22 protein-coding genes are annotated in these 19,220 nt (G+C 64.8%); 10 read left to right on the top strand and 12 right to left on the bottom strand.

Translation table 11 applies throughout. From position 1 onward, the window contains the following. Window positions 1–14 precede the first annotated feature (14 nt). Together HSRCO_RS12045 and HSRCO_RS12040 are read right to left on the bottom strand one after the other, a co-directional pair. Window positions 15–650 carry a hypothetical protein gene (locus HSRCO_RS12045; RefSeq protein ID WP_259517887.1) on the bottom strand — a complete coding sequence of 212 codons (636 nt, stop codon included), beginning with the start codon at window positions 648–650 and terminating at the stop codon, window positions 15–17. After that, window positions 643–1,656, bottom strand: a complete 1,014-nt coding sequence (locus HSRCO_RS12040; protein WP_259517886.1) for a hypothetical protein — start codon at window positions 1,654–1,656, stop codon at window positions 643–645. Before HSRCO_RS12040 ends, HSRCO_RS12045 begins: the two co-directional genes overlap by 8 nt. A gap of 447 nt (window positions 1,657–2,103) precedes the next feature. Between HSRCO_RS12040 and HSRCO_RS12035 the strand changes: the two genes are divergently transcribed. The 4 genes from HSRCO_RS12035 (at window position 2,104) to HSRCO_RS12020 (ending at window position 7,202) form a co-directional block, all read left to right on the top strand. Beyond that, window positions 2,104–3,789: a sodium/proline symporter gene (locus tag HSRCO_RS12035; protein ID WP_259517885.1), complete on the top strand. Its 1,686-nt coding sequence runs from the start codon at window positions 2,104–2,106 to the stop codon at window positions 3,787–3,789. Next, window positions 3,786–4,301, top strand: a complete 516-nt coding sequence (locus HSRCO_RS12030) for a hypothetical protein (RefSeq protein ID WP_259517884.1) — start codon at window positions 3,786–3,788, stop codon at window positions 4,299–4,301. Before HSRCO_RS12035 ends, HSRCO_RS12030 begins: the two co-directional genes overlap by 4 nt. A gap of 83 nt (window positions 4,302–4,384) precedes the next feature. After that, a complete protein-coding gene (locus tag HSRCO_RS12025; RefSeq protein ID WP_259517883.1) occupies window positions 4,385–6,313 on the top strand; it encodes an aldehyde ferredoxin oxidoreductase family protein in 1,929 nt (642 codons plus the stop codon). 46 nt (window positions 6,314–6,359) lie between these two features. After that, window positions 6,360–7,202 carry a proline dehydrogenase family protein gene (locus HSRCO_RS12020; RefSeq protein WP_259517882.1) on the top strand — a complete coding sequence of 281 codons (843 nt, stop codon included), beginning with the start codon at window positions 6,360–6,362 and terminating at the stop codon, window positions 7,200–7,202. Window positions 7,203–7,231: 29 nt separating this feature from the next. On the opposite strand, the gene HSRCO_RS12015 is transcribed toward HSRCO_RS12020, so the two are convergent. Next, the gene (locus HSRCO_RS12015; protein WP_259517881.1) at window positions 7,232–8,068 is read right to left on the bottom strand and encodes an HTR-like protein; all 837 of its coding nucleotides are present in this window, start codon (window positions 8,066–8,068) and stop codon (window positions 7,232–7,234) included. A gap of 84 nt (window positions 8,069–8,152) precedes the next feature. Continuing rightward, the gene (locus tag HSRCO_RS12010) at window positions 8,153–8,524 is read right to left on the bottom strand and encodes a 30S ribosomal protein S8e (RefSeq protein WP_259517880.1); all 372 of its coding nucleotides are present in this window, start codon (window positions 8,522–8,524) and stop codon (window positions 8,153–8,155) included. A gap of 87 nt (window positions 8,525–8,611) precedes the next feature. Here HSRCO_RS12010 and HSRCO_RS12005 point away from each other — a divergent pair, with 87 nt between their 5' ends. Genes HSRCO_RS12005 through pyrF form a run of 3 tightly spaced genes read left to right on the top strand, consistent with a single transcriptional unit; the run spans window position 8,612 to window position 10,291 of the window. Next, a complete protein-coding gene (locus HSRCO_RS12005) occupies window positions 8,612–9,058 on the top strand; it encodes a DUF2240 family protein (protein WP_259517879.1) in 447 nt (148 codons plus the stop codon). 2 nt (window positions 9,059–9,060) lie between these two features. Further along, window positions 9,061–9,441, top strand: coding sequence for a hypothetical protein (locus HSRCO_RS12000; protein WP_259517878.1), 381 nt, complete (start codon window positions 9,061–9,063; stop codon window positions 9,439–9,441). 55 nt (window positions 9,442–9,496) lie between these two features. Beyond that, entirely contained in the window at window positions 9,497–10,291 is a 795-nt protein-coding gene (gene pyrF, locus HSRCO_RS11995) for an orotidine-5'-phosphate decarboxylase (RefSeq protein ID WP_259517877.1), read from the top strand. A gap of 10 nt (window positions 10,292–10,301) precedes the next feature. On the opposite strand, the gene HSRCO_RS11990 is transcribed toward pyrF, so the two are convergent. Then, window positions 10,302–10,484, bottom strand: a complete 183-nt coding sequence (locus tag HSRCO_RS11990; protein ID WP_259517876.1) for a hypothetical protein — start codon at window positions 10,482–10,484, stop codon at window positions 10,302–10,304. Window positions 10,485–10,604: 120 nt separating this feature from the next. Here HSRCO_RS11990 and HSRCO_RS11985 point away from each other — a divergent pair, with 120 nt between their 5' ends. Next, complete coding sequence (locus tag HSRCO_RS11985; protein WP_259517875.1) at window positions 10,605–12,203, top strand: GTPBP1 family GTP-binding protein; 1,599 nt, start codon at window positions 10,605–10,607, stop codon at window positions 12,201–12,203. Here HSRCO_RS11985 and HSRCO_RS11980 read toward each other — a convergent pair. The 5 genes from HSRCO_RS11980 to HSRCO_RS11960 all read right to left on the bottom strand — a co-directional run bounded on the left by HSRCO_RS11980 (window position 12,192) and on the right by HSRCO_RS11960 (window position 15,960). Then, the gene (locus HSRCO_RS11980) at window positions 12,192–12,863 is read right to left on the bottom strand and encodes an HAD family hydrolase (protein WP_259517874.1); all 672 of its coding nucleotides are present in this window, start codon (window positions 12,861–12,863) and stop codon (window positions 12,192–12,194) included. The two genes, HSRCO_RS11985 and HSRCO_RS11980, sit on opposite strands and share 12 nt — an antisense overlap. A gap of 48 nt (window positions 12,864–12,911) precedes the next feature. After that, a complete protein-coding gene (gene mch, locus HSRCO_RS11975; protein WP_259517873.1) occupies window positions 12,912–13,844 on the bottom strand; it encodes a methenyltetrahydromethanopterin cyclohydrolase in 933 nt (310 codons plus the stop codon). 39 nt (window positions 13,845–13,883) lie between these two features. Further along, window positions 13,884–14,195, bottom strand: a complete 312-nt coding sequence (locus tag HSRCO_RS11970; protein WP_259517872.1) for an MTH1187 family thiamine-binding protein — start codon at window positions 14,193–14,195, stop codon at window positions 13,884–13,886. A 35-nt stretch (window positions 14,196–14,230) separates the two neighbouring features. Then, on the bottom strand, window positions 14,231–14,707 hold the full coding sequence (locus HSRCO_RS11965; protein WP_259517871.1) for a universal stress protein: 477 nt from the start codon (window positions 14,705–14,707) through the stop codon (window positions 14,231–14,233). Window positions 14,708–15,222: 515 nt separating this feature from the next. Then, window positions 15,223–15,960 (bottom strand): thermonuclease family protein, encoded by a 738-nt coding sequence (locus HSRCO_RS11960; RefSeq protein WP_259517870.1) that lies wholly within the window; start codon window positions 15,958–15,960, stop codon window positions 15,223–15,225. 170 nt (window positions 15,961–16,130) lie between these two features. Here HSRCO_RS11960 and msrB point away from each other — a divergent pair, with 170 nt between their 5' ends. Both msrB and HSRCO_RS11950 read left to right on the top strand, forming a co-directional pair. Continuing rightward, window positions 16,131–16,556, top strand: coding sequence for a peptide-methionine (R)-S-oxide reductase MsrB (msrB, locus tag HSRCO_RS11955; RefSeq protein WP_259517869.1), 426 nt, complete (start codon window positions 16,131–16,133; stop codon window positions 16,554–16,556). A gap of 80 nt (window positions 16,557–16,636) precedes the next feature. After that, window positions 16,637–16,837 (top strand): hypothetical protein, encoded by a 201-nt coding sequence (locus tag HSRCO_RS11950; RefSeq protein ID WP_259517868.1) that lies wholly within the window; start codon window positions 16,637–16,639, stop codon window positions 16,835–16,837. Window positions 16,838–16,916: 79 nt separating this feature from the next. Here HSRCO_RS11950 and HSRCO_RS11945 read toward each other — a convergent pair whose 3' ends face one another. Next, window positions 16,917–17,381 carry a pyridoxamine 5'-phosphate oxidase family protein gene (locus HSRCO_RS11945; protein WP_259517867.1) on the bottom strand — a complete coding sequence of 155 codons (465 nt, stop codon included), beginning with the start codon at window positions 17,379–17,381 and terminating at the stop codon, window positions 16,917–16,919. A 730-nt stretch (window positions 17,382–18,111) separates the two neighbouring features. Next, a complete protein-coding gene (locus HSRCO_RS11940) occupies window positions 18,112–18,576 on the bottom strand; it encodes an OsmC family protein (RefSeq protein WP_259517866.1) in 465 nt (154 codons plus the stop codon). Window positions 18,577–19,220: the final 644 nt, after the last annotated feature.

Here is a 19,220-nt window from a genome sequence, read left to right as displayed (position 1 = left end):
CCCCGTCGCGCCGATCAGGAGTCGTCGTCTCGTTCGTCGTAATCGTCGGCCACCATCGGACAGTCCGTCACCCGATAGTGGTCCATGCCGACGAGTTCCTCGATGCTGGTCCCCTCGTGAGTGCAGTGCAGCGTCGGCGGATCGCCGAAGTACTCACACCGGTGACAGAGTCGCTTGGTGACGACTTGCCCGGGCCCCTCGTCTCCCTCGTCGTGTTCCGTCGCGGGGAATGCACCCTCTGTCGGGCCGCCGTCGTCGAAGAGCAGGTCGGCCCAGACCTCGTCCGCGTCGACGTCGTCGACGTCCATCTCGGCGAAATGGCCGTCGTCGCCGCCCCCCGTTTCCGCCGACTCCCGGTCGGTTTCGTCCTGCCCGGTCACTCCTTCCGTCTCGGAGCGAGATGCAACCTCTCGACGAAGGTCGCCGAGTGGGCCGTCGTCCGCATCCGTTCGACCGGTATCCGGGTCGCTCGGCCGGTCTCCTGCATCAGGCGGTCGCTCGTCCGGGGCGGACGGTCGCTCGCCCGCGTTCACACGGGGCTCGTCATCCGCTGTCTCCCCGTTCGACCGATCGCTATCGCCGTCCCCGGTCCGAGATTCGACTTCCCGGACGAGGTCCTCGAGGGGGTCTTCGGCATCGTCGTCACTCATTCCGACTCTCCTGTCGCTCGACGGTCGATTCGCTGTCGACTGGCTCCGCGTCGACGAGGGAGCCGTCCTCGTCCAGGATCGCCGTCGGATCGGTTCCCCCGTCCCGGTCCGTCTCGGCGGCGCGTCCGGTCGGTTCTTCTGTCAGGTTGGCCAGTTCGTCGGCCGGCGATTCGTCGGGTTTCTCGAGTGCCGGTGGGACGCCCGTATCGAGCGTGGCCGATCCGAAGAACCCCTGTTTCGGGGTCACTCCCGCGACGTCGGCGTTACAGACCGGACACGCCGGTTCGGTCAACAGGGCGACGGTCACGTCGCTGCCACAGGAGTCACAGCGGGCTTCGGTGACGCCCTTCCGGTTGGCGGCTTCCTTCAGTTCGTCGGTCCGCTGGCGGCGTTGTCCCCGGCTGCGGAGCACCTGGAGATGCCGAACGAGCGCGTCGGTCGCGCTTTGGAGCGACAGCAGGTCCTCGGACAGATCGTCCGTGCGATCGACGAGATACTCGAGGATCTCCTCGTAGTTCTCGAAGCCCCGCTCGAGCCGTGACTCGATGGTGTCGACGGTCTCCTCGAGGGACGCTGTCCGCTCTTTCGCCTGTCGAGCCCGGTCCAGTCCGGTCGCGACGTCCTCACGTAGCTCCGGGTGACCGTGGTCGACCGGCGCCTTGCCGTCCGTCTCGCGTTTGACCTGGACGACACGCTCTCGAACGTCCTGGATCTTCGTCTGCAGAGCGTCGTCCAGTGAGTCGACTCGCTCCTCGAGGGCGGCGTACTCCTCGGCGGTGGCCAGATCGTCCCGGGGGTCACCAGCTTCGACGGCCCGCAGCGAGACGACCACGCGCTCGAGATACGTCTCCGGCTCCAGACCGATGGTCGCCGCTCGCTCCCGAATCCACGCGGCCGAATTGCCGGTCATGGTAAGGCCGTCGGTGCTCTCGGCGCCCTCCTGGTTCTCGACAGCGTCACCACCGGCGTCGGGTTCCACGGGTTCGTCCCCTGGTTGGCCAGCCATTCACCGTACCGTTTCGCTGTGACGTACTTAACAGTTGGTTAGCGGTGACTCCTTCCAGCGGGATAGGAAAACCCCGTACAGCGCGGGTCCACTCCGGTCGAGACGCTGCCGAGGGTCCATCCCAATAATACATTATAAACTTTTAGGTAGTAACAATCTGACAGGTGTCCCGGGCCGTAGGGTCAGACCCTGTACATTGGGGATATGCGGCCTGAGGCGTCAGTATTGAATACCACATGTATAACTGTTGTTGTCGGCATGCAATCCCGCATTCTTAATAGTAGATGTATCTTACCGCCAGTTGCATGCCGGGTGGATTGGGAACAGCCGACTGGATTGGACTGGTAGTTCCGTTTGTCGTGTACTTCATCCTGCTGTGGGTGTGGTATTTCTGGGAAGGCAAACGCGAAAAGAAACTTCGTAAACAGTACGAGGAGGAGATGAGCGATGGCGTCTGAAGCCATCGCCGGCGGCGCAAGCAACTGGGTGCTTGGCACGTTCGCCATCTACCTCCTCGTCCTCATCGGCATTGGCGTCTGGTCCTCGCGGTTTATGGACACCGTGGGCGACTACGTCATCGGTGGCCGCCGCGTCGGCCCGGTCGTGACCGGGTTCTCCGAGCGGGCCTCCGAGATGAGTGGCTGGCTCACCCTCGGGGTGCCGGCCGACGCCTACGGCGGCGGTATCATGGCGTTCTTGAACGGGCTGGGGATGATCCCAGCCGACCTGTTCGCCTGGTCCGCCATCGCCAAACGGCTCCGCAAGTACTCCGAGATCGTCAAGGCGGTCACGCTCCCGACGTTCTTCGAGACCCGTCTCCAGGACGACACCGGCCTGGTAAAAGGTGTCTCGGCGGCCGTCCTCATCGTCTTCGAGGGCGGGTACGTCGGTGCCCAGATCGTCGCCGCCGGGACGCTCCTGCGCGTCCTGACCGGGATGGAGATGTGGCTGGGCGTGGTCATCGGCGGCGTCATCGTCGTCGGGTACACGTTCCTCGGCGGCTACTTCGCCGTCGCCTGGTCCGACTACTTCCAGGGTGCCATCATTCTCATCGCCTTCATCATCCTCCCGATCATCGCGTTCACGACCTACGGCTCCCCGTTCGAGATGCTCGCGCAGATGGAGGGCGGCGCCTCGCTGACGAGCATCACCGGTGGGATGAGCGGCTGGGCGGCACTCTTCGGTATCATCTCCTACGCCGCGATCGGTCTCGGCGTCCCCGGGAATCCGCACATCATGGTGCGCTTTATGGGGATCGACCGCGTGAAGAACGTCCGGAAGGCGGCGCTCGTCGCGCAGTTGTTCATGTTCGTCGCCTACATCGGCGCGGCCCTGGTCGGTATCTACGCGCTGATCCAGCTCGGTGCGGGCCTCGAGAACCCGGACAACGCGATGCCCCTGCTGACACTCGAACTGCTGCCGGGCGTCGTGGCCGGCGTGGTCCTCGCGGCCGCGCTCGCGGCCATGATGTCCAGCGGAGACTCACAGCTCCTCGTCGCGACCAGCGCGGTCGTGGAGGACGTCTACCACGGGTACGTCAACCCGGACGCGAGTCAGGAGAAACTCGTCCTCTACTCCCGTATCGTGACTCTGATCATCGGTGGGGCGTCCATCGCCTTCGCCATGCTGGCCAAGGACACCCCTATCTACACACTCGTCCTCGACTACGCGTGGGGCGGTCTCGGGGCCTCGCTCGGTCCGCTACTGATCGCCACGCTCTGGTGGAAGGGTCTGACCAAGTGGGGCGCCGTCGCGAGCATGCTCTCCGGTGGCATTACGATGATCGTCTGGCCACAGTGGCCGGCGATCATCGGCCAGGGCACTATCGACGCGATGGGGCCGTTCATGAACGGTCTGTTCACCGTCTACGGCCTCGCACCGGCGTTCGTCATCTCCGCCGTCGCGTTGATCGTGGTCTCGCTGCTGACGACGCCGCCGGACCAGGGCGACGTCGAAGAGCACTTCGACGTCATGCACAAGCCGCTCTCCGCGGTCATCGACGAGGAGGGCAGGGGCAAGGCCGGCACCCCCGACTTCATCACTGACGGCGGTATGCCCGAACCGAAGGCCGTGACCGAGATGGACAACGTCCGCGGTCACGTCGCCGCCAGCGACTACTGGAACGAAGAATGACGACGAACGCGAAGCGCCCGGCCGTCGATGGGCAGGGTCGTGAGGACCCGGTCCGGGGGGCAGCGACGCTCTCGGTCATCGAGCCCGGCGTCCCACGGGACGCGGTCGACGCCGACGGCAGAGTCGGTGCCGTCGCCTATCCCTACCGCGCCTATCGTGGGCGCGCGACGATCTCCCCGCCGCTCCTCGACGACCGCGTCGAGGAATACGTGGTGACCGTGGACCGATCCCGACGGCTGACGCTTCGCGCCGATACCTTCCCCGAACCGGTGACCAGAACGGTCGACGACGTCCTCGTCCTCCCCGCGGAGGTCTCGCCAGCGCAGTGCGACGAGCTGGCCGAGGACGCCGTCTTCAAGTGGACGTTGCGGAAGTTCGCGGTGGGATCGACCCCAGACATCGAGGTCGAGGACCCCATCGACGTCTACAAACTGTTCTGGCTCGTCGAACGCGAGGATCGCGACGTCATCGTCGACAGCGTCGACGGGACCGAACGCGCCCTCGAGGATTGAACGGCGTGGCGGCCTACGTGGGCCGTTAGCACGCCTGAACCGATTGGGTAACACCCATTTACACAAACGAACAAAGAGACATTATGGGCTACTGGAAGCAACTGCTAGCGGTCGACCTGACGACGGGGGACGTCGAGACCCGGGAACTCCCCGAGGAGTTCCTCCGCAAGTATCTCGGCGGCACCGGGTTCACCACGAAGCTCCTCTACGACGAGGTCGGGCCGGACGTCGACCCCCTCGATCCCGAGAACGTCCTGGCGATCGCGCCGGGACTCCTGGTCGGGCCCTCCGTTCCGACGGGATCGAAGACGACCTTCGGGTTCAAATCGCCGCTGACCGGTGGCTACGGCAAGTCGCTCGTCGGCGCGAAGATGGGCGATCAGCTCAAACGGGCCGGGTACGACGCGCTGGTCATCAGAGGTGCCGCCGACGAACACACCACACTCGTCATCGAGGACGACGACGTCCGTCTGGAGAGCGCCGACGACCTCTGGGGAATGGACACCTGGGAAGTCGACGACGCGCTCAAGGAGACCTACGGCGGGCAGTTCCGCACGGCCGTCATCGGTCCGGCGGGCGAGAACCGCTCGAAGATCTCGATGATCGAGTGCGAGGACCGTCAGGCCGGCCGCGGTGGCCCGGGCGCGGTCATGGGCTCGAAGAACCTCAAGGCGATCGCGGTCAAGGGGACGAAGGGGGTCCCCGTCGCCCGGGAGGACGAACTCGAGGAGCTGAACAAGAAGTGGCGCCTGGAGACCACCGGCCGCGGCGATACCGCCATCGAGGGTACGGGCAACCCCAACGTCGACGTCCAGTACGGCACGGGCGAGGCCTTCGACGCGAAGAACACCGAACTGGGCATCTATCCGACGCGTAACTGGCAGTCGGGATACTTCAAGAAGGCCTACGACCGACTCGAGGACCCGGACAACGACCGCGTCTCGGTCGATCCCCGGTACTGGACCGAGGAGTACGTCCAGACCAAGCGACCGTGTCCGTACTGCACGAAACCGTGCAGCCAGTACTTCGAGGCGGAGGACACGAAGTACGGCGACATCGCGGTCGACGGTCCCGAGTACGAGACCCAGTACGCACTCGGTGGCAACGTCGAACTCGACGACATCGAGGCCGTCGCGAAGGCGAACGAGATCTGCGACCACGAGGGCCTCGACACCATCGACGCCGGGAACGCCATCTCCTGGGCGATGGAGGCGGCCGACCGCGGTCTCCTCGACGACGAACATCTCGACTCTATCGAGGCGGACCTCGAGTTCGGGAACGCCGACGCGGTCCTCGAACTGCTGGAGAAGATGGCCCACGCGGAGGGTGAACTGGCCCAGCTTCTCATGAACGGCCACGCCCACGCGGCGCAGGAACTCGGGGCTGGCGAGGAGTTCGCGATCCACGTGAAAAACCAGGCCCCTGCCGGCTTCGAGGCCCGGGGCATCAAGGGGATGGCGCTGGCGTTCGGCGTCTCCCCCCGCGGTGCCGACCACCTCACCTCCTGTCTGTACGCCCTGGAGATGGGCGGCGACTTCTGGGAGTTCGAGAACTACGACCGCAAGCGCATGGACGGCAAGGCGCTCGCGCTCAAGGCGCTCGAAGACCTGATGACCATCTACGACATCACCGGCGTGTGCAAGTTCACTCGCGGCATCACCCTCGCCGAGGGCGTCCGGGAACTGGTGAACGCCATGACCGGGTTCGATCTCTCTACCTCCGAACTGCTGACCACCGGCGAGCGAACCTACAACCTCTCGAAGGCCTTCAACATCCGCGAAGGGTTCGGCCGCGAGGACGACCGGCTCATCCCGCGACTCACCGAACCCGCAGCGGATGGCCCGAACGAGGGCGAGGCCATCGACGAGGGGGAGTACGAACGCGAACTGGACCGATACTACACGGCCCGTGGCTGGACGATCTCCGGAACGCCCCTCGACGAGACGCTGGAGGAACTCGACCTCCCCGATGTGGCCGACGACATCGGCGTCACCAACGAACTCGCGGCCTGACTGCGAGAGCCCGCCCACAAACAGCAACAGGGACACACCACTGACAATGATTCCCCCAATCGCCAACAATTTCGTCGCCGGAGAATCGGCTGAAGAGGCAATCGACCACGCACGGTCGCTGAATCGCAAGAACATCAAGGCCATCGTCAACCTGCTCGGCGAACACTACCACGAGCCGGAACCGGCCGCCGAGGACCGGGACCAGTATCTCGACCTCGTCCGGGCAGTCGACGCCTCGGGGGCCGAGGCAGTGGTCTCCGTGAAGCCGTCACAGATCGGTATCGACGTCGGCGAGGAGACGTTCCGCGAGAACCTGCGGGACATCGTCTCCATCGCCGACACCCGCGACGTGTTCGTCTGGGTCGACATGGAGGACCACGAGACGACCGACGTGACCCTCGACGCCTACGAGGACTTCGCTCGCGAGTACGAGGGTGGCGTCGGCGTCTGTCTGCAGTCCAATCTCAAGCGCACCAGCGAGGACCTCGAACGGGTCAAGGACGTGCCCGGCAAGATCCGGCTCGTCAAGGGTGCCTACGACGAGCCGAAGGACATCTCCTACAAGAAGAAATCCCGGGTCAACGAGCGCTACCGGGCCGACCTCGAGTACATGTTCTCGGAGTTCGAAGAACAGGCCGGTATCGGGGTCGGCTCCCACGACCAGAAGATGATCGACTTCGCCATCGAACTGGGCGAGGAGTACGACCGTGACTACGAGTTCCAGATGCTGATGGGCGTTCGCGACGACGAACAGGAGCGCCTCGCTCGCGAGGGCTACGAGGTCTACCAGTACGTGCCCTACGGCGGCAAGTGGTTCCAGTACTTCTATCGTCGCGCCCGCGAGCGCAAAGAGAACATGCTGTTCGCGCTCAGGGCCGTCCTGGGCTGAACTGGCGCCGGATCGCGGCTGGCTGACGACTACCGGATTTTTCTGATATTACTCACTTCGAAGCCCGCGTCGTGGATCTCGGTCTCGAAGCGGATGATATCCTCCGCTTCGAGTTGCGAGAGGACGCCGCGAAACTCGTTGACGAACATCGTCCTGACGCGCTCGTTGCCGCCGGTCTCCCATTCGAACTGGATGGTCCCGTCGACGGCGGTCATCAGACTCCCGAGTTGCCGGTCGGTCACGGCGTCCTTCTCGAGGAGGATCATCACGAGGCCGTCCCACTCCCGGGACGCCCGGCGGAGTCCCTTGAGCAACATGACGACGTCGCTGAACTGCACTGCCTCGCGGCCCGCCGCCAGTAAGTCGTCGAGTGAGTCCACCAGAACCAGGCCGCCGGCGGCGTGCTCGTCGAGGTAGTCGGCGAAGGCTTCCAGGACCCCTCGCCGATCGCTACCCCGGCCGATGTCCGTGATGGTCCGATGACTCTGGGCGTACCAGTCGTGGGGGACGGGACTCAACTGGAAGAACTCCGGCGAAAGGTCCACGAACTCGACGGGCTCGAGGCCCGCATCGACCATCTCGCGGTCCATCGCGAACGCGATCTCACCACGAAGGTCGTTCGCGTCGGCGGTGAACGAGACGTAGTGGATGCCGTTCGGCGGCGTCGCGTCCTCGTGGAGGTCGCCGTAGTGGAGCGAGAAGAGGTCCGGGTCGGCGGAATCGAGTCCGTTGAGCACCGCACTCGTGTACACGAACTCCCGCGCGCCGGCACCCGCCTCGCCGGCGAGCAGGACGACGCTTCCGGAGGGCACACCACCGCCGATGCGGGAATCCAGGCGACCGATACCGAACGGAATCCGGTCCATACTCGTCTCTCTCGTCCCCAGTGCTTACCAGTTACGCCGTCGCCAGCGTGGCCACTGGGTCGCTGTCGACGAAGACCGAACCGATCACTCGACGAGAACGGCGTTGACCTGACCGGTCTGGCCCGGGCGGGAGGTGACGCGGGCGGTCCCCTCACCGGTCTCGATGACGGCGCCCTTCGTGAGGATGTTCCGTCGGACGTAGTTCGGGTTCGCCGTGTTCTCGACGACGTCGAGGATCTCGGTCTGGACGGTCTCGCCCTCGTCGGTGACGTTGGCGACGTCCGTCGCGAGGGCTCGAACCTTGCGGTTCCCGCCACGGGACTCGACGACGCGGAAGCGCGGCTCGTCGAGTTCCGTCTCCGTCGGGGAGCGACCGAGTTCGTGTTTTTTCTTCTTGTGCTGTGGCCGTGCGCGGGCCCCCGTCTTCATCCGCTTGGAGCGTCCCTGGTACTGCATGTGGGGAAAAGAGTCCCGTCGCGTACTTGAATCGTTCGTTTGGGCGAGATGGCAACCGTTAGGGTGTCCGACCGACTGGGTTCGACGATGAGCTTGCGCGTCGTCGTCGCCGCCCCGTTCAAGGGGACGGGACGAGATCGGATGGGGGAACAGGCGTTCGTGGTCGCGCTGTCACTCGACCGCGACTGGGTATCGCCGGACCAGGCCAAACGCCTGGTCGATATCGGCGAACGGAGTGGACTCCTCGACCGCGATGGCGACGAACTCGTCGCGACGTTTCCGTACGACGAGGTCACCATCCCGGAGGACTTCGAACCGGACGCGTCGATATTCCGGGAGCGGTCGGTCTTCGAGCACGTGCTCGACGCGCTCGTCGACAGCGGGATGGAACGGCAGGCCGCGGTCGCCGCCATCAACGAACGCCAGCAATCCCTCGGGGTGACCGCCGAGGTCGCGGCGGTGTTGACCGCCAGGGCCACCGGCGTGGACGTCGAGGAGACCGCGGCGAAGGCACGAGACGCCATTGTGCAGTGACGATGGTGGACCGCGAAATCACGGACGGCCGTCGCATCGCCGACCTCCTCCGTGCCGAGGTCGACGGGCTGTCGGAACCCCCCTTCGACGAGATGGTCGTGGGGAACGAACGGGCAGACGCCGACACGGAACCACCGGGCAATCGGATCTTCGACGTCGAGCGAGGCGGTGATTCCCTCGCGTCCGTCTATCTGCAGGACGACCGGATCTCCCTCGAGGTGGAGGGCGACCTGGTCGCTGCCCGCGAGAGCGCCGAGGCGGTCGGGCTCCGGACGCGACCGAAGGCGACGACGCCACCGGGCCTGCTCGTCTTCGTCGAGAACGGCGCGACGATTAAGCGGGCCCTGGACGTCCTCGAAGCGGCCGCTACCGGAACCGCCTGACCGGTTGCTGTCCGGATGAGGAACGCTTTTCTGCCGGCCCGGCACAGGGCGAGCCATGCAGTTCTTCGACGACCTTGCGACGCGTATCGACCGCGTCGACAGCGTGGTGAGCGTGGGCCTCGACCCCGACCCGTCCCGCCTGCCTCCGTCGGTCGCTGACGCCGACCTGCCTCGATGGGCCTTCAACCGCCGCATCATCGACGCTACCCACGAACACGCGGCCGCCTACAAACCGAACGTCGCCTTCTACGAGGACGCGGACGGCTGGCGAGCCCTGCGCGAGACCATCGCGTACGCCCACGGGAAGGACGTCCCGGTCGTCCTCGACGCCAAGCGCGGCGATATCGGGAACACGGCCCGGCAGTACGCCCAGCTACTGGACGACGCCGACGCCATCACGGTCAATCCGTACCTGGGTCAGGACTCCCTCCAGCCGTTCCTCTCGCGGGCCGACAAGGGCGTCTTCGTCCTCGCGCGGACCTCTAACCCCGGTGGCAGCGACGTGCAGGATCTCGAACTCGCCGACGGCGACCGCGTCTTCGAACGGGTCGCCGAACTGGCGGCCTCCTGGAACGAACACGGGAACGTCGCCCTGGTCGTCGGCGCCACCGCCCCCGAGGAACTCGAGGCAGTCCGCGAACTGGTCCCCTCCTTGCCGTTTCTCGTCCCCGGGGTCGGGGCACAGGGTGGCGATGCCGAGGCGGCGGTCGAATTCGGCCTGGCCGACGGCGTCGGCCTCGTGAACTCCTCGAGAGGAATCATCTTCGCCGGCGAGGGCGAGAAACGCTGGGCGGCGGCCGCCGGTTCGGCCGCGAAACGACTCAAGCGACGGCTCAACGAGTTCCGCTGAGACTGGCCGGCTACCGGAGCACGTCGTCGCCGGAGTCCAGGTGGTCCGGCGGCCGGTTCGTCTCCCTGGCACACTCGAGACAGCGGCCGACTGCCCGGTCGTAATGCGTCTCACAGACCAGCGCCCCACACCGGTCGCAGGCGTGTTTGGCCGGTTCGCGCTCACAGATCTGACAGAGCCCCTCCACGCTCATGAATGTGAATTGCACCCATGCACGCTAAGGCATTGCGCCGGGGATGACGCGCCCGTCCCCGCCGCGGGCGGGGTCGAAACCCGAGGAAGGTTTTTATCCGGTAGCCACCAACCCGCGCACATGTCCGGCGACCGAGCCCTGCTGCGAACGGCCCTGGCCCGTGGGGAGCAGGAGGGCGGCAGCGTCGAATTCAAGGAGCGATTGACGCGCGAACTCCACCTGGCGAGCGGCCGTCGCGAGAGTCTCGCCGCCCAGCTCAGACACCGGGTTCTCTCCGGCGACGGCGAGGCGATGTACGTCGTCGGCGTCACCGACGGCGGTGGCATCGCAGGCATCTCCCAGGAAGCCTTCTCGGAGACGATGGACGTGTTGAGTCTGCTCGCCGAGGAGGCCGGCGCTCACATCGAGGACGTCGAGACCTGGGGTACCGAGGACGGCGGTCTCGTCGGGGTGGCCACCATCGTGGACGGTGGGACTCTCGAGGTGGCGGACGACCACCTCATCGTCGGGACGGCGGGCCACGTCGACCACGGGAAGAGCACGCTGGTGGGCAGTCTCGTCACCGGCACCCCAGACGACGGCGAAGGCGGCCTTCGCTCGTATCTCGACGTGCAACCCCACGAGATCGAGCGAGGGCTCAGCGCCGACCTCTCCTATGGGGTCTACGGCTTCGACGAGGAGGGCCCGCTCCGCGTCGACAATCCGGACCGGAAATCGGACCGTGCGGCGATCGTCGAGGAGGCCGACCGGGTCGTCTCGTTCGTCGATACGGTGGGTCACGAACCGTGGCTCTCGACGACGATCCGCGGGCTGGTCGGGCAGAAACTCGACTACGGCCTGCTGACCGTCGCGGCGGACGACGGGCCGACGACCACGACCCGGGAGCACCTCGGGGTGTTGCTGGCGACGGAGTTGCCGACCATCGTCGCGATCACGAAAGCGGACCTCGTCTCGGCGGCGCGCGTCGACGAGGTGGAACGGGAAGTGGAGCGACTGCTCCGGAACGCGGACCGCAGTCCACTGCCCGTCTCCCGCCACGGCGTCGAGGCCGCCATCGACGAGATCGGGGACTCCGTCGTTCCGATCGTCCGCACCTCCGCGGTCTCGCGAGAGGGCCTCCCTGCTCTCGACACGCTCTTCGAGCGACTGCCGAAGACGGCCAGGGCTGACGGCGATTTCGAGCTGTACGTCGATCGCTCGTACAAGGTGGCCGGGGTCGGCGCCGTGGCTTCCGGGACCGTGAAATCCGGGACCGTCGACGTGGGCGATCAGCTACAACTCGGTCCGTTCCACGATGGCTCGTACCGGGAGGTGGAGGTCCGGTCCATCGAGATGCATTATCACCGGGTCGACCACGCGGAGGCCGGCCGCATCGTCGGTATCGCCCTGAAAGGGGTCAGGGAAGCCGACGTCGAGCGCGGGATGGCCCTCCTCGCCGAGGACGCCGATCCGGAACCGGTCCGTGCCTTCGAGGCGGAGGTCATGGTGCTCAATCATCCGACGCGGATCCACACGGGCTACGAACCGGTCGTCCACCTCGAAACGATAAGCGAGGCGGCCCGTTTCGACCCCCACGGTGGGCAACTCCTGCCGGGCGACCGGGGGACGACGACGGTCCGGTTCAAGTTCAAACCGTACCACGTCCAGGAGGGACAGCGGTTCGTCTTCCGCGAGGGACGGAGCAAGGGGGTCGGAACCGTGACCGACCTACTGGACTAGCCAGCTATCGAGAAGTTCGTCGAGGCAATCGACAGTCGCGTCGGGTCGCACGGCGGGCGTGCCCTCGGTCCCGTTCCTGATCCACACCGAGCGCAGCCCGACGGACTGTGCGCCGTGGACGTCGGCGACCGGATCGTTGCCGACGAAGGCACCGGTGGGGGCGTCGACGTGCAGGTCCTCGAGGGCCCGTTCGAAAGGTTCTGCGTCCGGTTTCGAGGCCGTATCGTGTCCGGCGTAGACCACCGTGTCGAAGCGCCCGTCGAGCCCCGTCGCTTCGAGCTTTGGCCGCTGCATCTCGGGGTCACCGTTGGTGACCAGCCCGAGTGGCCGGCCGTCGAGCGCGTCGAGGAGCGCTGGGGCGCCGGGGAGGAGGTTCACCCGGGCGTGGTCGCGTTCGTCGGCGTACTTGGCGGCCAGATGACGGCCCAGGGAGGGGTCACGTCCGGCGTCAGTCGCGATGTCCTCGAAGACGAGTTCGCGGAGGTGATCGATCGATTCGCTCTGGGGGAAAAACGTATCGTACCGATCCTGGAAGTCCCGAACGTCGAAGAAGGGGTCGACACCGACCGCCTCGAACGCCAGGTCGAGAACTGCCGATGCGGGTCGCTCGTACCGCACCAGCGTCTCGTCCAGGTCGAAGAGGACGCCGTCGACTGTCATGGTTCGTCGTAGACCGTCGACCCGAATAAGGCTCGCGCTACCTGGCCGCTACAAATCGAAGCTCTCGGCCAGCAGGCCATCGTTCCGTTCCCCGAGCGCGTAGGTGGGGCCACCGACCACGTCGACCGTGACCGTGGCCGGAGCGAAGACCGCGGGGGCGACCGACTGGAGATCCCAGTCCTCCGCCTCGAAGATGTCGAGGAATGGCATCCCGTAGGCGTCGGTCGCGGTGGACGGCAGTTCGTCGAGGATGTCCGCGTCCTCCGTGACCGTCAGGTGGACCTGGCCGCCGTAGGCGATGGCGTCGTTGGTTCGGCCCATCGCCACCTCCTCGGTGGCTGGGATGGGGGCCATGGGGGCTGACCCACTCGCCGTCAGCACGTTCGTCGGGTCGTAGCCGAGTTCGAAGAGGCGGAACATGGCGAGTTCGGCGGCCCGTGCCGCGATGGAGACGCTTCCGGCGATGCTGGCGGTCGGGAACGCGGCGATGTAGACGCCCTCGGGGTTCACTCCGGTCCGATCGGCGACCTCCTCGGCGACCTGCACGGTGGGCAGTCGGTCGGTCTCGACGGCGAGGACGGTGAGGTCGAAGGCGTCGGTGTACTCGATGGCCCTGAACTCATCCTCGTCAGCGACGAGCGATCGGGCGGGGCCACTTCCGAGCCCCTCGAACCCATCAACGCTGAGTTCCCACCCCGCCTTCTGTGAACCGAGCAGCGCGAGATCCGGCCGGTCGGTGGCGAGTTCGACGTGCGGAATCGGTGTCCCGGCGACCGTGTCCATCCGGGTCTGGACCGTCGCGAGGCCGGCGGTCTGTAGTTCGGTGAGGAGGAGACCCGCCTCGATACCGCCGGAGAAGTCGATGCCGAAGTCGATGACCGTCGCGCCGTTGTCGAGTTCGAATGCCCCGACGTTCAGCTCCTCGGCGAAGTCGAGGGCCTCGTCGGCCAGCTCGATGGCCATCCTGTTGAGACTATCCATACGGCCGAATTCGCCGGCCTCGGTGAAAGGGTTTCGTCCTCAGCGTTCCCGACGTGGCGGTCGGCCCAGTTCACGCTCGACGGCGTCGACCTTGTCGGCCGCACTCGTCTCGCTGGTCCGTTTGTCGTCTATCTTGAGGAAGGTGCTCACCCGGTCGCCGTCGACCGCCGTATGTGCGGCCCCCACGGCGGCCAGCAGTTCGTCTACGTCCGTCGCTTCGATGACCGTCCCCATCGGAGTCGTCTCGTAGGTGACGTCGTACTCGTCGAGTGCGGCCACGGCGTGGGCGACGGCTGGAGCGAGACTCCCCTCCTGTACGGGCGATACCGACAGAAAGCCGATGACTGTCATATCGTGTCAGACGGTCGCATCCCGCAAACCAGTTTCTATCGTTCGTCCGGCACGACCGTCGTGACCGGCCCGTCGAACTCGATGATGAGCCGCTGAGCGAGGTCACCGAAGATGGCCTTGCCGCTAGGTGAGCGCTGCTCTCCAACTACGAAGAGGTGGTCTACGTCTCGGTCGTCGGCGACCTCGAGGATCGACCGCCCCTCGCGCCCGACCGTCCCGAGGGGCTCCCACTCGACGGTACCAGCTGTCAGGACGTCGTCGCCCATCCTTTCGGCGAACTCTCTGGCGTCCGACTCGGCCTGGGTGATGGGGTAGGTGCTGTACTCGCTCCCGTCTTTCTGTAGGGCTCCGGATTCCCGCCGGGATTCGGCTCGTTGTTCGTACTCGGACTCCGGCATCACGTGCAGGACGAACAGCGTGCCATCGACGCCACCGACGATGTCGCCCGCTTCTCGAAGCAGCTCTCGTGTCTTCGTGGAGTCTCGCCGGGCGACGAATAACGCTCGTTCCATACCGGTTCGTGGAATCCCGACGAAAAGAATGTGACGTACTGTCCCGGCCACACTTCCATACGTCGCAGTCGCTCCGGATGGACTGAGTCTGTCGAAGGAGGCGGGTTGGCCACACCTCGAGTGACCGCTGTGTCAGCGATGGTACGTCTCGAGGACCGACTGGCAGTTGTCGCAGTAACGGATGCCGCTCTTGCTGTTCGGGTCCCACTGGAACCCGGTCGATCCGGTCGGAAAGCCACTCGAATGGCTCGTCTGGCATGTCGTGCAGTACATTGTATTTCGGTTCCCTGCTCGGGTACTTGCCCATTAACGATGATGATATATAATGGTCGTTAGTGATGCAAGTCTTGGCGCGAGCGCGTCCTGAGTCGCATACCCATTCCTTAAGGTCCAGTGCAGCCATCCGAACTGGCCGGCCGTGCGACCGGCGGTCTCGATAGGCCCCTGGTATTAACGACTCGGACGTCGAACTGGACGACATGGGACACTGTCCATACTGTGAGGAATCCCTCGAATCAGTCGCGGTATCCGACACCGAGGTGACGAGCGGTGTCGTCTACGAATGCGGCGAATGTGGCGCGATACTGGGGGTCTCCGACGCGCTCGACCTGTGACGATCCGGGTCGAACGGCGGGCGCCGTCTGCAAGGTCGATTCGGTCTTATCGAACGCCCAGAGCCCACGCTCGTCATTTCGGGCCTCGGTCTCGGCTGCCTCGAACTCGGAGCGGAGCGAGAATGGCGTGTCGTAGAGTCGGGCGTATCCCTCGCGCAGCAATCGCTCGTTGAAGTTCTTCCCGTCCGCGTAGACGTAGACCAGGAGTCGTCCGTAGCCACCGCGTCGATCCGCCGACTCGTCGACGGCGATCCGGACCGTCTCCCCTTCGAGTTCCTCGGTCGCGAAGGCAGTCGCACGCTCTCCCCACTCGAAGAGGTGGTCGCGTCCCGCGACGGTGTCCGGTACCCCCTCGTATTCGTCAGGAGTGATCCGGTCGTGGGCGGTCTCCGGGGTATCGACGCCGAGCAACCGAAGGGTGGCTGTCTCGCCGTTCGGGAACCGAGCCTCGACGGTGTCGCCGTCGACGACGTGTGTTATGGTAACGTTCCACGCACTACCGTCGCCCGGTCCACCGGTCGAGAGGCCGGATTCGTCGGGACCCGCACTGTAATCCGTCGTCTGGAACGAGATGGTGCATCCCGAGAGGAGTACCAAAATTGCGAGGAGGACCACCACTACGCTGGACCGGTCGGGCATGTACTGTCGCCCAAGCGCGTGTTCACGAAAAGTGTTCTCAGTCGCCTTCCACGAAGGTCGCGTCGTCGAGGGCGAGGAAGGGGCCTCTCGGACCCCGTGATCGGGGAACACTCACCGCCCCGAAACTGTCCCCATCAGACACTTCTCCAACCGGCCCGTATCGGTACGGCATGGACGAATCCACGCCCGCCCCTGCGGAGCGAACCGAGGACGAATGGCGCTCGATACTGTCCGAGGAGGAGTATCACATCCTCCGCGAACGCGGCACCGAACCGAAGTTCAGTGGAGAGTTGCTGGACGTCGACGAGCCAGGGCGATTCCGCTGTGCCGGCTGTGGTGCGGTCCTCTTCGAGAGCGACACGAAATACGGGTCGAACTCTGGCTGGCCGAGTTTCTACGACGTCGTCGACGCCGGCGCCGTGGAGACGGCCGTCGACGACCGACATGGGATGCAGCGCATCGAGGTCACCTGTGGAACCTGTGGCGGCCACCTCGGCCACGTCTTCGACGACGGGCCCGAACCCACCGGCAAGCGATACTGCATCAACTCCGTCGCACTGGAGTTCGACCCCGCCGACGGATCCGAACCCGAGTGACCGAGCGTGCCACCTCGAATCCCTGGACAGAGCGTTGTCCAACCCACTGACCCGACTCGATTCGGGAGCGTTGCTCACCGATGAGCGGTGCCATCGGTGGTATCGAGGTCGAGACGAAGTGGGTGAAACTGGGGCTGGTGATCGGGAGCCTGCACTTCGCGTTCCTTCTCGTCCTGTTGTACCTCCTGACAATCGACGTCACGCTGGGGCTCGCGTTCGCGGTCGTCGGGAGCATCGTCGGTGGTGTCACCCTGATGGTGTTCGTGCTGTACGTATACTGACGCGGTCCGACGAGGCCGGCCATCGGTTGCGAATTCGAGAAACCGTCGGTCGGGACTGGTCCTTCCGCTTTCGATCCGACTATGACGGTGATCTCTCTCCGTCGTACCGGCCGCTGATCTCCTCGATCCGGAGTTCGTACCACGCACGTTCGAACTGGTCCAGTTCGACCATCTGGCCATCGGTCTCGGGCCCCTCGGGGTAGAAGAACAGCGCTGCGAGATCTTCGGGGACGTCGGCGTCACGAACCTGATGGAGCGTTCCCGTGGCGATGACGCTTTCCCACGTATCGACGTCGTGATACTCGTAAACGGTCATCGTCGCCTCGTCGGTCTTCGAAGCAAACGTACTCCGCTTGCTACCCGGCAGTTTCACCATCCCGACGACGATCCGATGGTGATCCGCATCGTAGTGATACGATATCGGGACGCCGTAGCCCCGATTTTCCGTCCCCATACTCAGGACGCCGTGACCCTTCCGCTCGAGCAGGCTCTTGATTGCCTCCTCGCTCATCTCCGAACCGGTCTTCGAGGGGAGGTTCACCATGGACGCCATTCACCTACACGGTGGCAAAGGCGTTTGGGTATCCCACGTTCTACACGTCCCGGTTGGTGACTGGGTTGGCCGTCGCAGTGCCGCAATGACGGCGGATACGGGCGGTTCACCTGCCGAACTGCGTCGGGTTATTCTTGGCCCGCCGTCTCGGGGGAGACTGTGGACAACTCGACCGATGGACGGGGGACCACGAAGTGATCAGTGCCCGACGCGACCGGACCGGCCACGACCGATACTGTTCGTGGACGTGCGCTGTCGAAGGACGTCGAAACCACTGGGTGGCGGTTTGACGCATTCTCGGCTGTTCTCAGTAGACACCACTGAACGACTGCGTCGAACGGATGAGCGCAAAGACCACCCGGCGTACGATACACCGATCACTAACGGGTCAAGTGAACGGCGTCAACCGGCGACCAGCACAGCGGCGAAGACACTGGCGAGGACCTGATCGAAGCCCTCGAAGACGAACTCGATACACGAATCGGTTCGATTTATCCGCTCCAGTACCGTTCGAGGGAGTATCGACGGCTCTCAATACGGTTTAGACCGATGCGTCCTGGTATGGTATCCGGCCGGGTTCCGTGGCGCCTGCGAGCGAGTACGCGGTATCTTCTGCGTGGGGTTCGCGACGACTGGCCAGCGAAACGCCGAACAAACTCTACCGAAGACGCTGGATCGCTATCCGTTCGGAAAACCCGTAGTGGCCGGCCAACTCCACCACTCACTCGGTGTCGACGGTGAAGTCGATCGGCGTCGTGTTGGCGATGTTATCGCTCAGCGGACAGCGCTCTTCGACCGATTCGAGCCAGGTCTCGACGGTCGATGGGTCCGCATCGGTGGCGACCGACAGGTCGACCCGAACAGTTTGATAGCCCGCGCGTGGCTCCGGATCCTTCCCGAGGAACTTCGCCGGGTCGAGATCGCCTTCGATATCGACTTCGAGGTCGTCGACGGGCATGTCCATCTCGTCGGCCACCGTGTGACCGACCACGTTGAGGCAACCCGCCAGCGCCCCGAGGAGGTACTCGACGGGGTTCGGGCCGGAGTTAGAGCCGCCGAGGTGCTCCGGCTCGTCGACCGAGAACTCGAAATCGCGGGCCTGCACGACCGTGTGAGTCGGGCCTTCGCTTTCCGCCTGGACCGCGAACGTCGCCAACCGCTCGTCGGTTGTCGCTTGTTGTGACATACACGAAAAACTTCGACGACCCATCCCAAAAAAGTACCCCTATCGCTACGATTGCTGGTAATTTTACCATGTATATTGAATACATAATATATTCGTTACTGACGATTGTATCAGAAGATCATCATAGTTTGAACTGTTCATCTGGTCTCGCGGCGGTGTGCCGTTCGGATCGACAATCGAATATGTATCACTGCGGCGTGGTCGAAAGCGGTCGTGGATTGTCGTCTCGCCACCGGCGCTCCAGGGGTGTCGCCCAGGCTTCCGGGCTTGCGATTCGGAGAACTGCGCTGGCTGGGAGTCCCGTGAGCCCCTGGCGAACGGGACGTCGATAGACGAGCGAAGCGAGTCTATCGGAATTTGAACCAGAGCAAGACGGTCCTGCTCACCTCCCTCCGGTCGGTTGCGCGGGCTGCGACTTGCAGGGTTCAAATCCCAGAGCGATTTCGTCTCACCCCGATAGCTCGCGTTGGCATGGCCAACGCTCGCGGATGTGGTTCGACAGAAATGCGCTGGCTGGGAGTCCCGTGAGCCCTTGGCGAACGGGACGTCGATAGACGAGCGAAGCGAGTCTATCGGAATTTGAACCGAAATCAGACGGTCACCCTCGCTTCGCTCGGGAGCTGCGACTTGCTGAGTTCAAATCC

The organism is Halanaeroarchaeum sp. HSR-CO (assembly GCF_024972755.1).
Lineage (GTDB): Archaea > Halobacteriota > Halobacteria > Halobacteriales > Halobacteriaceae > Halanaeroarchaeum.
The sequence above is the reverse complement of the archived record's forward strand: the minus strand, read 5'-3'. Positions and strand labels throughout refer to the sequence as shown.

What these genes read in the sequence shown, in the direction of transcription:
- HSRCO_RS11965 (WP_259517871.1), bottom strand. Translation starts at nt 14,707, where the DNA reads ATGGAACGAGCGTTATTCGTCGCCCGGCGAGACTCCACGAAGACACGA.
- HSRCO_RS11940 (WP_259517866.1), bottom strand. Translation starts at nt 18,576, where the DNA reads ATGTCACAACAAGCGACAACCGACGAGCGGTTGGCGACGTTCGCGGTC.
- HSRCO_RS11980 (WP_259517874.1), bottom strand. Translation starts at nt 12,863, where the DNA reads ATGACAGTCGACGGCGTCCTCTTCGACCTGGACGAGACGCTGGTGCGG.
- mch (WP_259517873.1), bottom strand. Translation starts at nt 13,844, where the DNA reads ATGGATAGTCTCAACAGGATGGCCATCGAGCTGGCCGACGAGGCCCTC.
- HSRCO_RS11970 (WP_259517872.1), bottom strand. Translation starts at nt 14,195, where the DNA reads ATGACAGTCATCGGCTTTCTGTCGGTATCGCCCGTACAGGAGGGGAGT.
- HSRCO_RS12005 (WP_259517879.1), top strand. Translation starts at nt 8,612, where the DNA reads ATGAGCTTGCGCGTCGTCGTCGCCGCCCCGTTCAAGGGGACGGGACGA.
- HSRCO_RS12030 (WP_259517884.1), top strand. Translation starts at nt 3,786, where the DNA reads ATGACGACGAACGCGAAGCGCCCGGCCGTCGATGGGCAGGGTCGTGAG.
- HSRCO_RS12000 (WP_259517878.1), top strand. Translation starts at nt 9,061, where the DNA reads ATGGTGGACCGCGAAATCACGGACGGCCGTCGCATCGCCGACCTCCTC.
- HSRCO_RS11985 (WP_259517875.1), top strand. Translation starts at nt 10,605, where the DNA reads ATGTCCGGCGACCGAGCCCTGCTGCGAACGGCCCTGGCCCGTGGGGAG.
- HSRCO_RS12020 (WP_259517882.1), top strand. Translation starts at nt 6,360, where the DNA reads ATGATTCCCCCAATCGCCAACAATTTCGTCGCCGGAGAATCGGCTGAA.
- HSRCO_RS12045 (WP_259517887.1), bottom strand. Translation starts at nt 650, where the DNA reads ATGAGTGACGACGATGCCGAAGACCCCCTCGAGGACCTCGTCCGGGAA.
- msrB (WP_259517869.1), top strand. Translation starts at nt 16,131, where the DNA reads ATGGACGAATCCACGCCCGCCCCTGCGGAGCGAACCGAGGACGAATGG.
- HSRCO_RS12040 (WP_259517886.1), bottom strand. Translation starts at nt 1,656, where the DNA reads ATGGCTGGCCAACCAGGGGACGAACCCGTGGAACCCGACGCCGGTGGT.
- HSRCO_RS12015 (WP_259517881.1), bottom strand. Translation starts at nt 8,068, where the DNA reads ATGGACCGGATTCCGTTCGGTATCGGTCGCCTGGATTCCCGCATCGGC.
- HSRCO_RS11960 (WP_259517870.1), bottom strand. Translation starts at nt 15,960, where the DNA reads ATGCCCGACCGGTCCAGCGTAGTGGTGGTCCTCCTCGCAATTTTGGTA.
- HSRCO_RS11950 (WP_259517868.1), top strand. Translation starts at nt 16,637, where the DNA reads ATGAGCGGTGCCATCGGTGGTATCGAGGTCGAGACGAAGTGGGTGAAA.
- HSRCO_RS12010 (WP_259517880.1), bottom strand. Translation starts at nt 8,524, where the DNA reads ATGCAGTACCAGGGACGCTCCAAGCGGATGAAGACGGGGGCCCGCGCA.
- HSRCO_RS12025 (WP_259517883.1), top strand. Translation starts at nt 4,385, where the DNA reads ATGGGCTACTGGAAGCAACTGCTAGCGGTCGACCTGACGACGGGGGAC.
- HSRCO_RS11990 (WP_259517876.1), bottom strand. Translation starts at nt 10,484, where the DNA reads ATGAGCGTGGAGGGGCTCTGTCAGATCTGTGAGCGCGAACCGGCCAAA.
- HSRCO_RS11945 (WP_259517867.1), bottom strand. Translation starts at nt 17,381, where the DNA reads ATGGTGAACCTCCCCTCGAAGACCGGTTCGGAGATGAGCGAGGAGGCA.
- HSRCO_RS12035 (WP_259517885.1), top strand. Translation starts at nt 2,104, where the DNA reads ATGGCGTCTGAAGCCATCGCCGGCGGCGCAAGCAACTGGGTGCTTGGC.
- pyrF (WP_259517877.1), top strand. Translation starts at nt 9,497, where the DNA reads ATGCAGTTCTTCGACGACCTTGCGACGCGTATCGACCGCGTCGACAGC.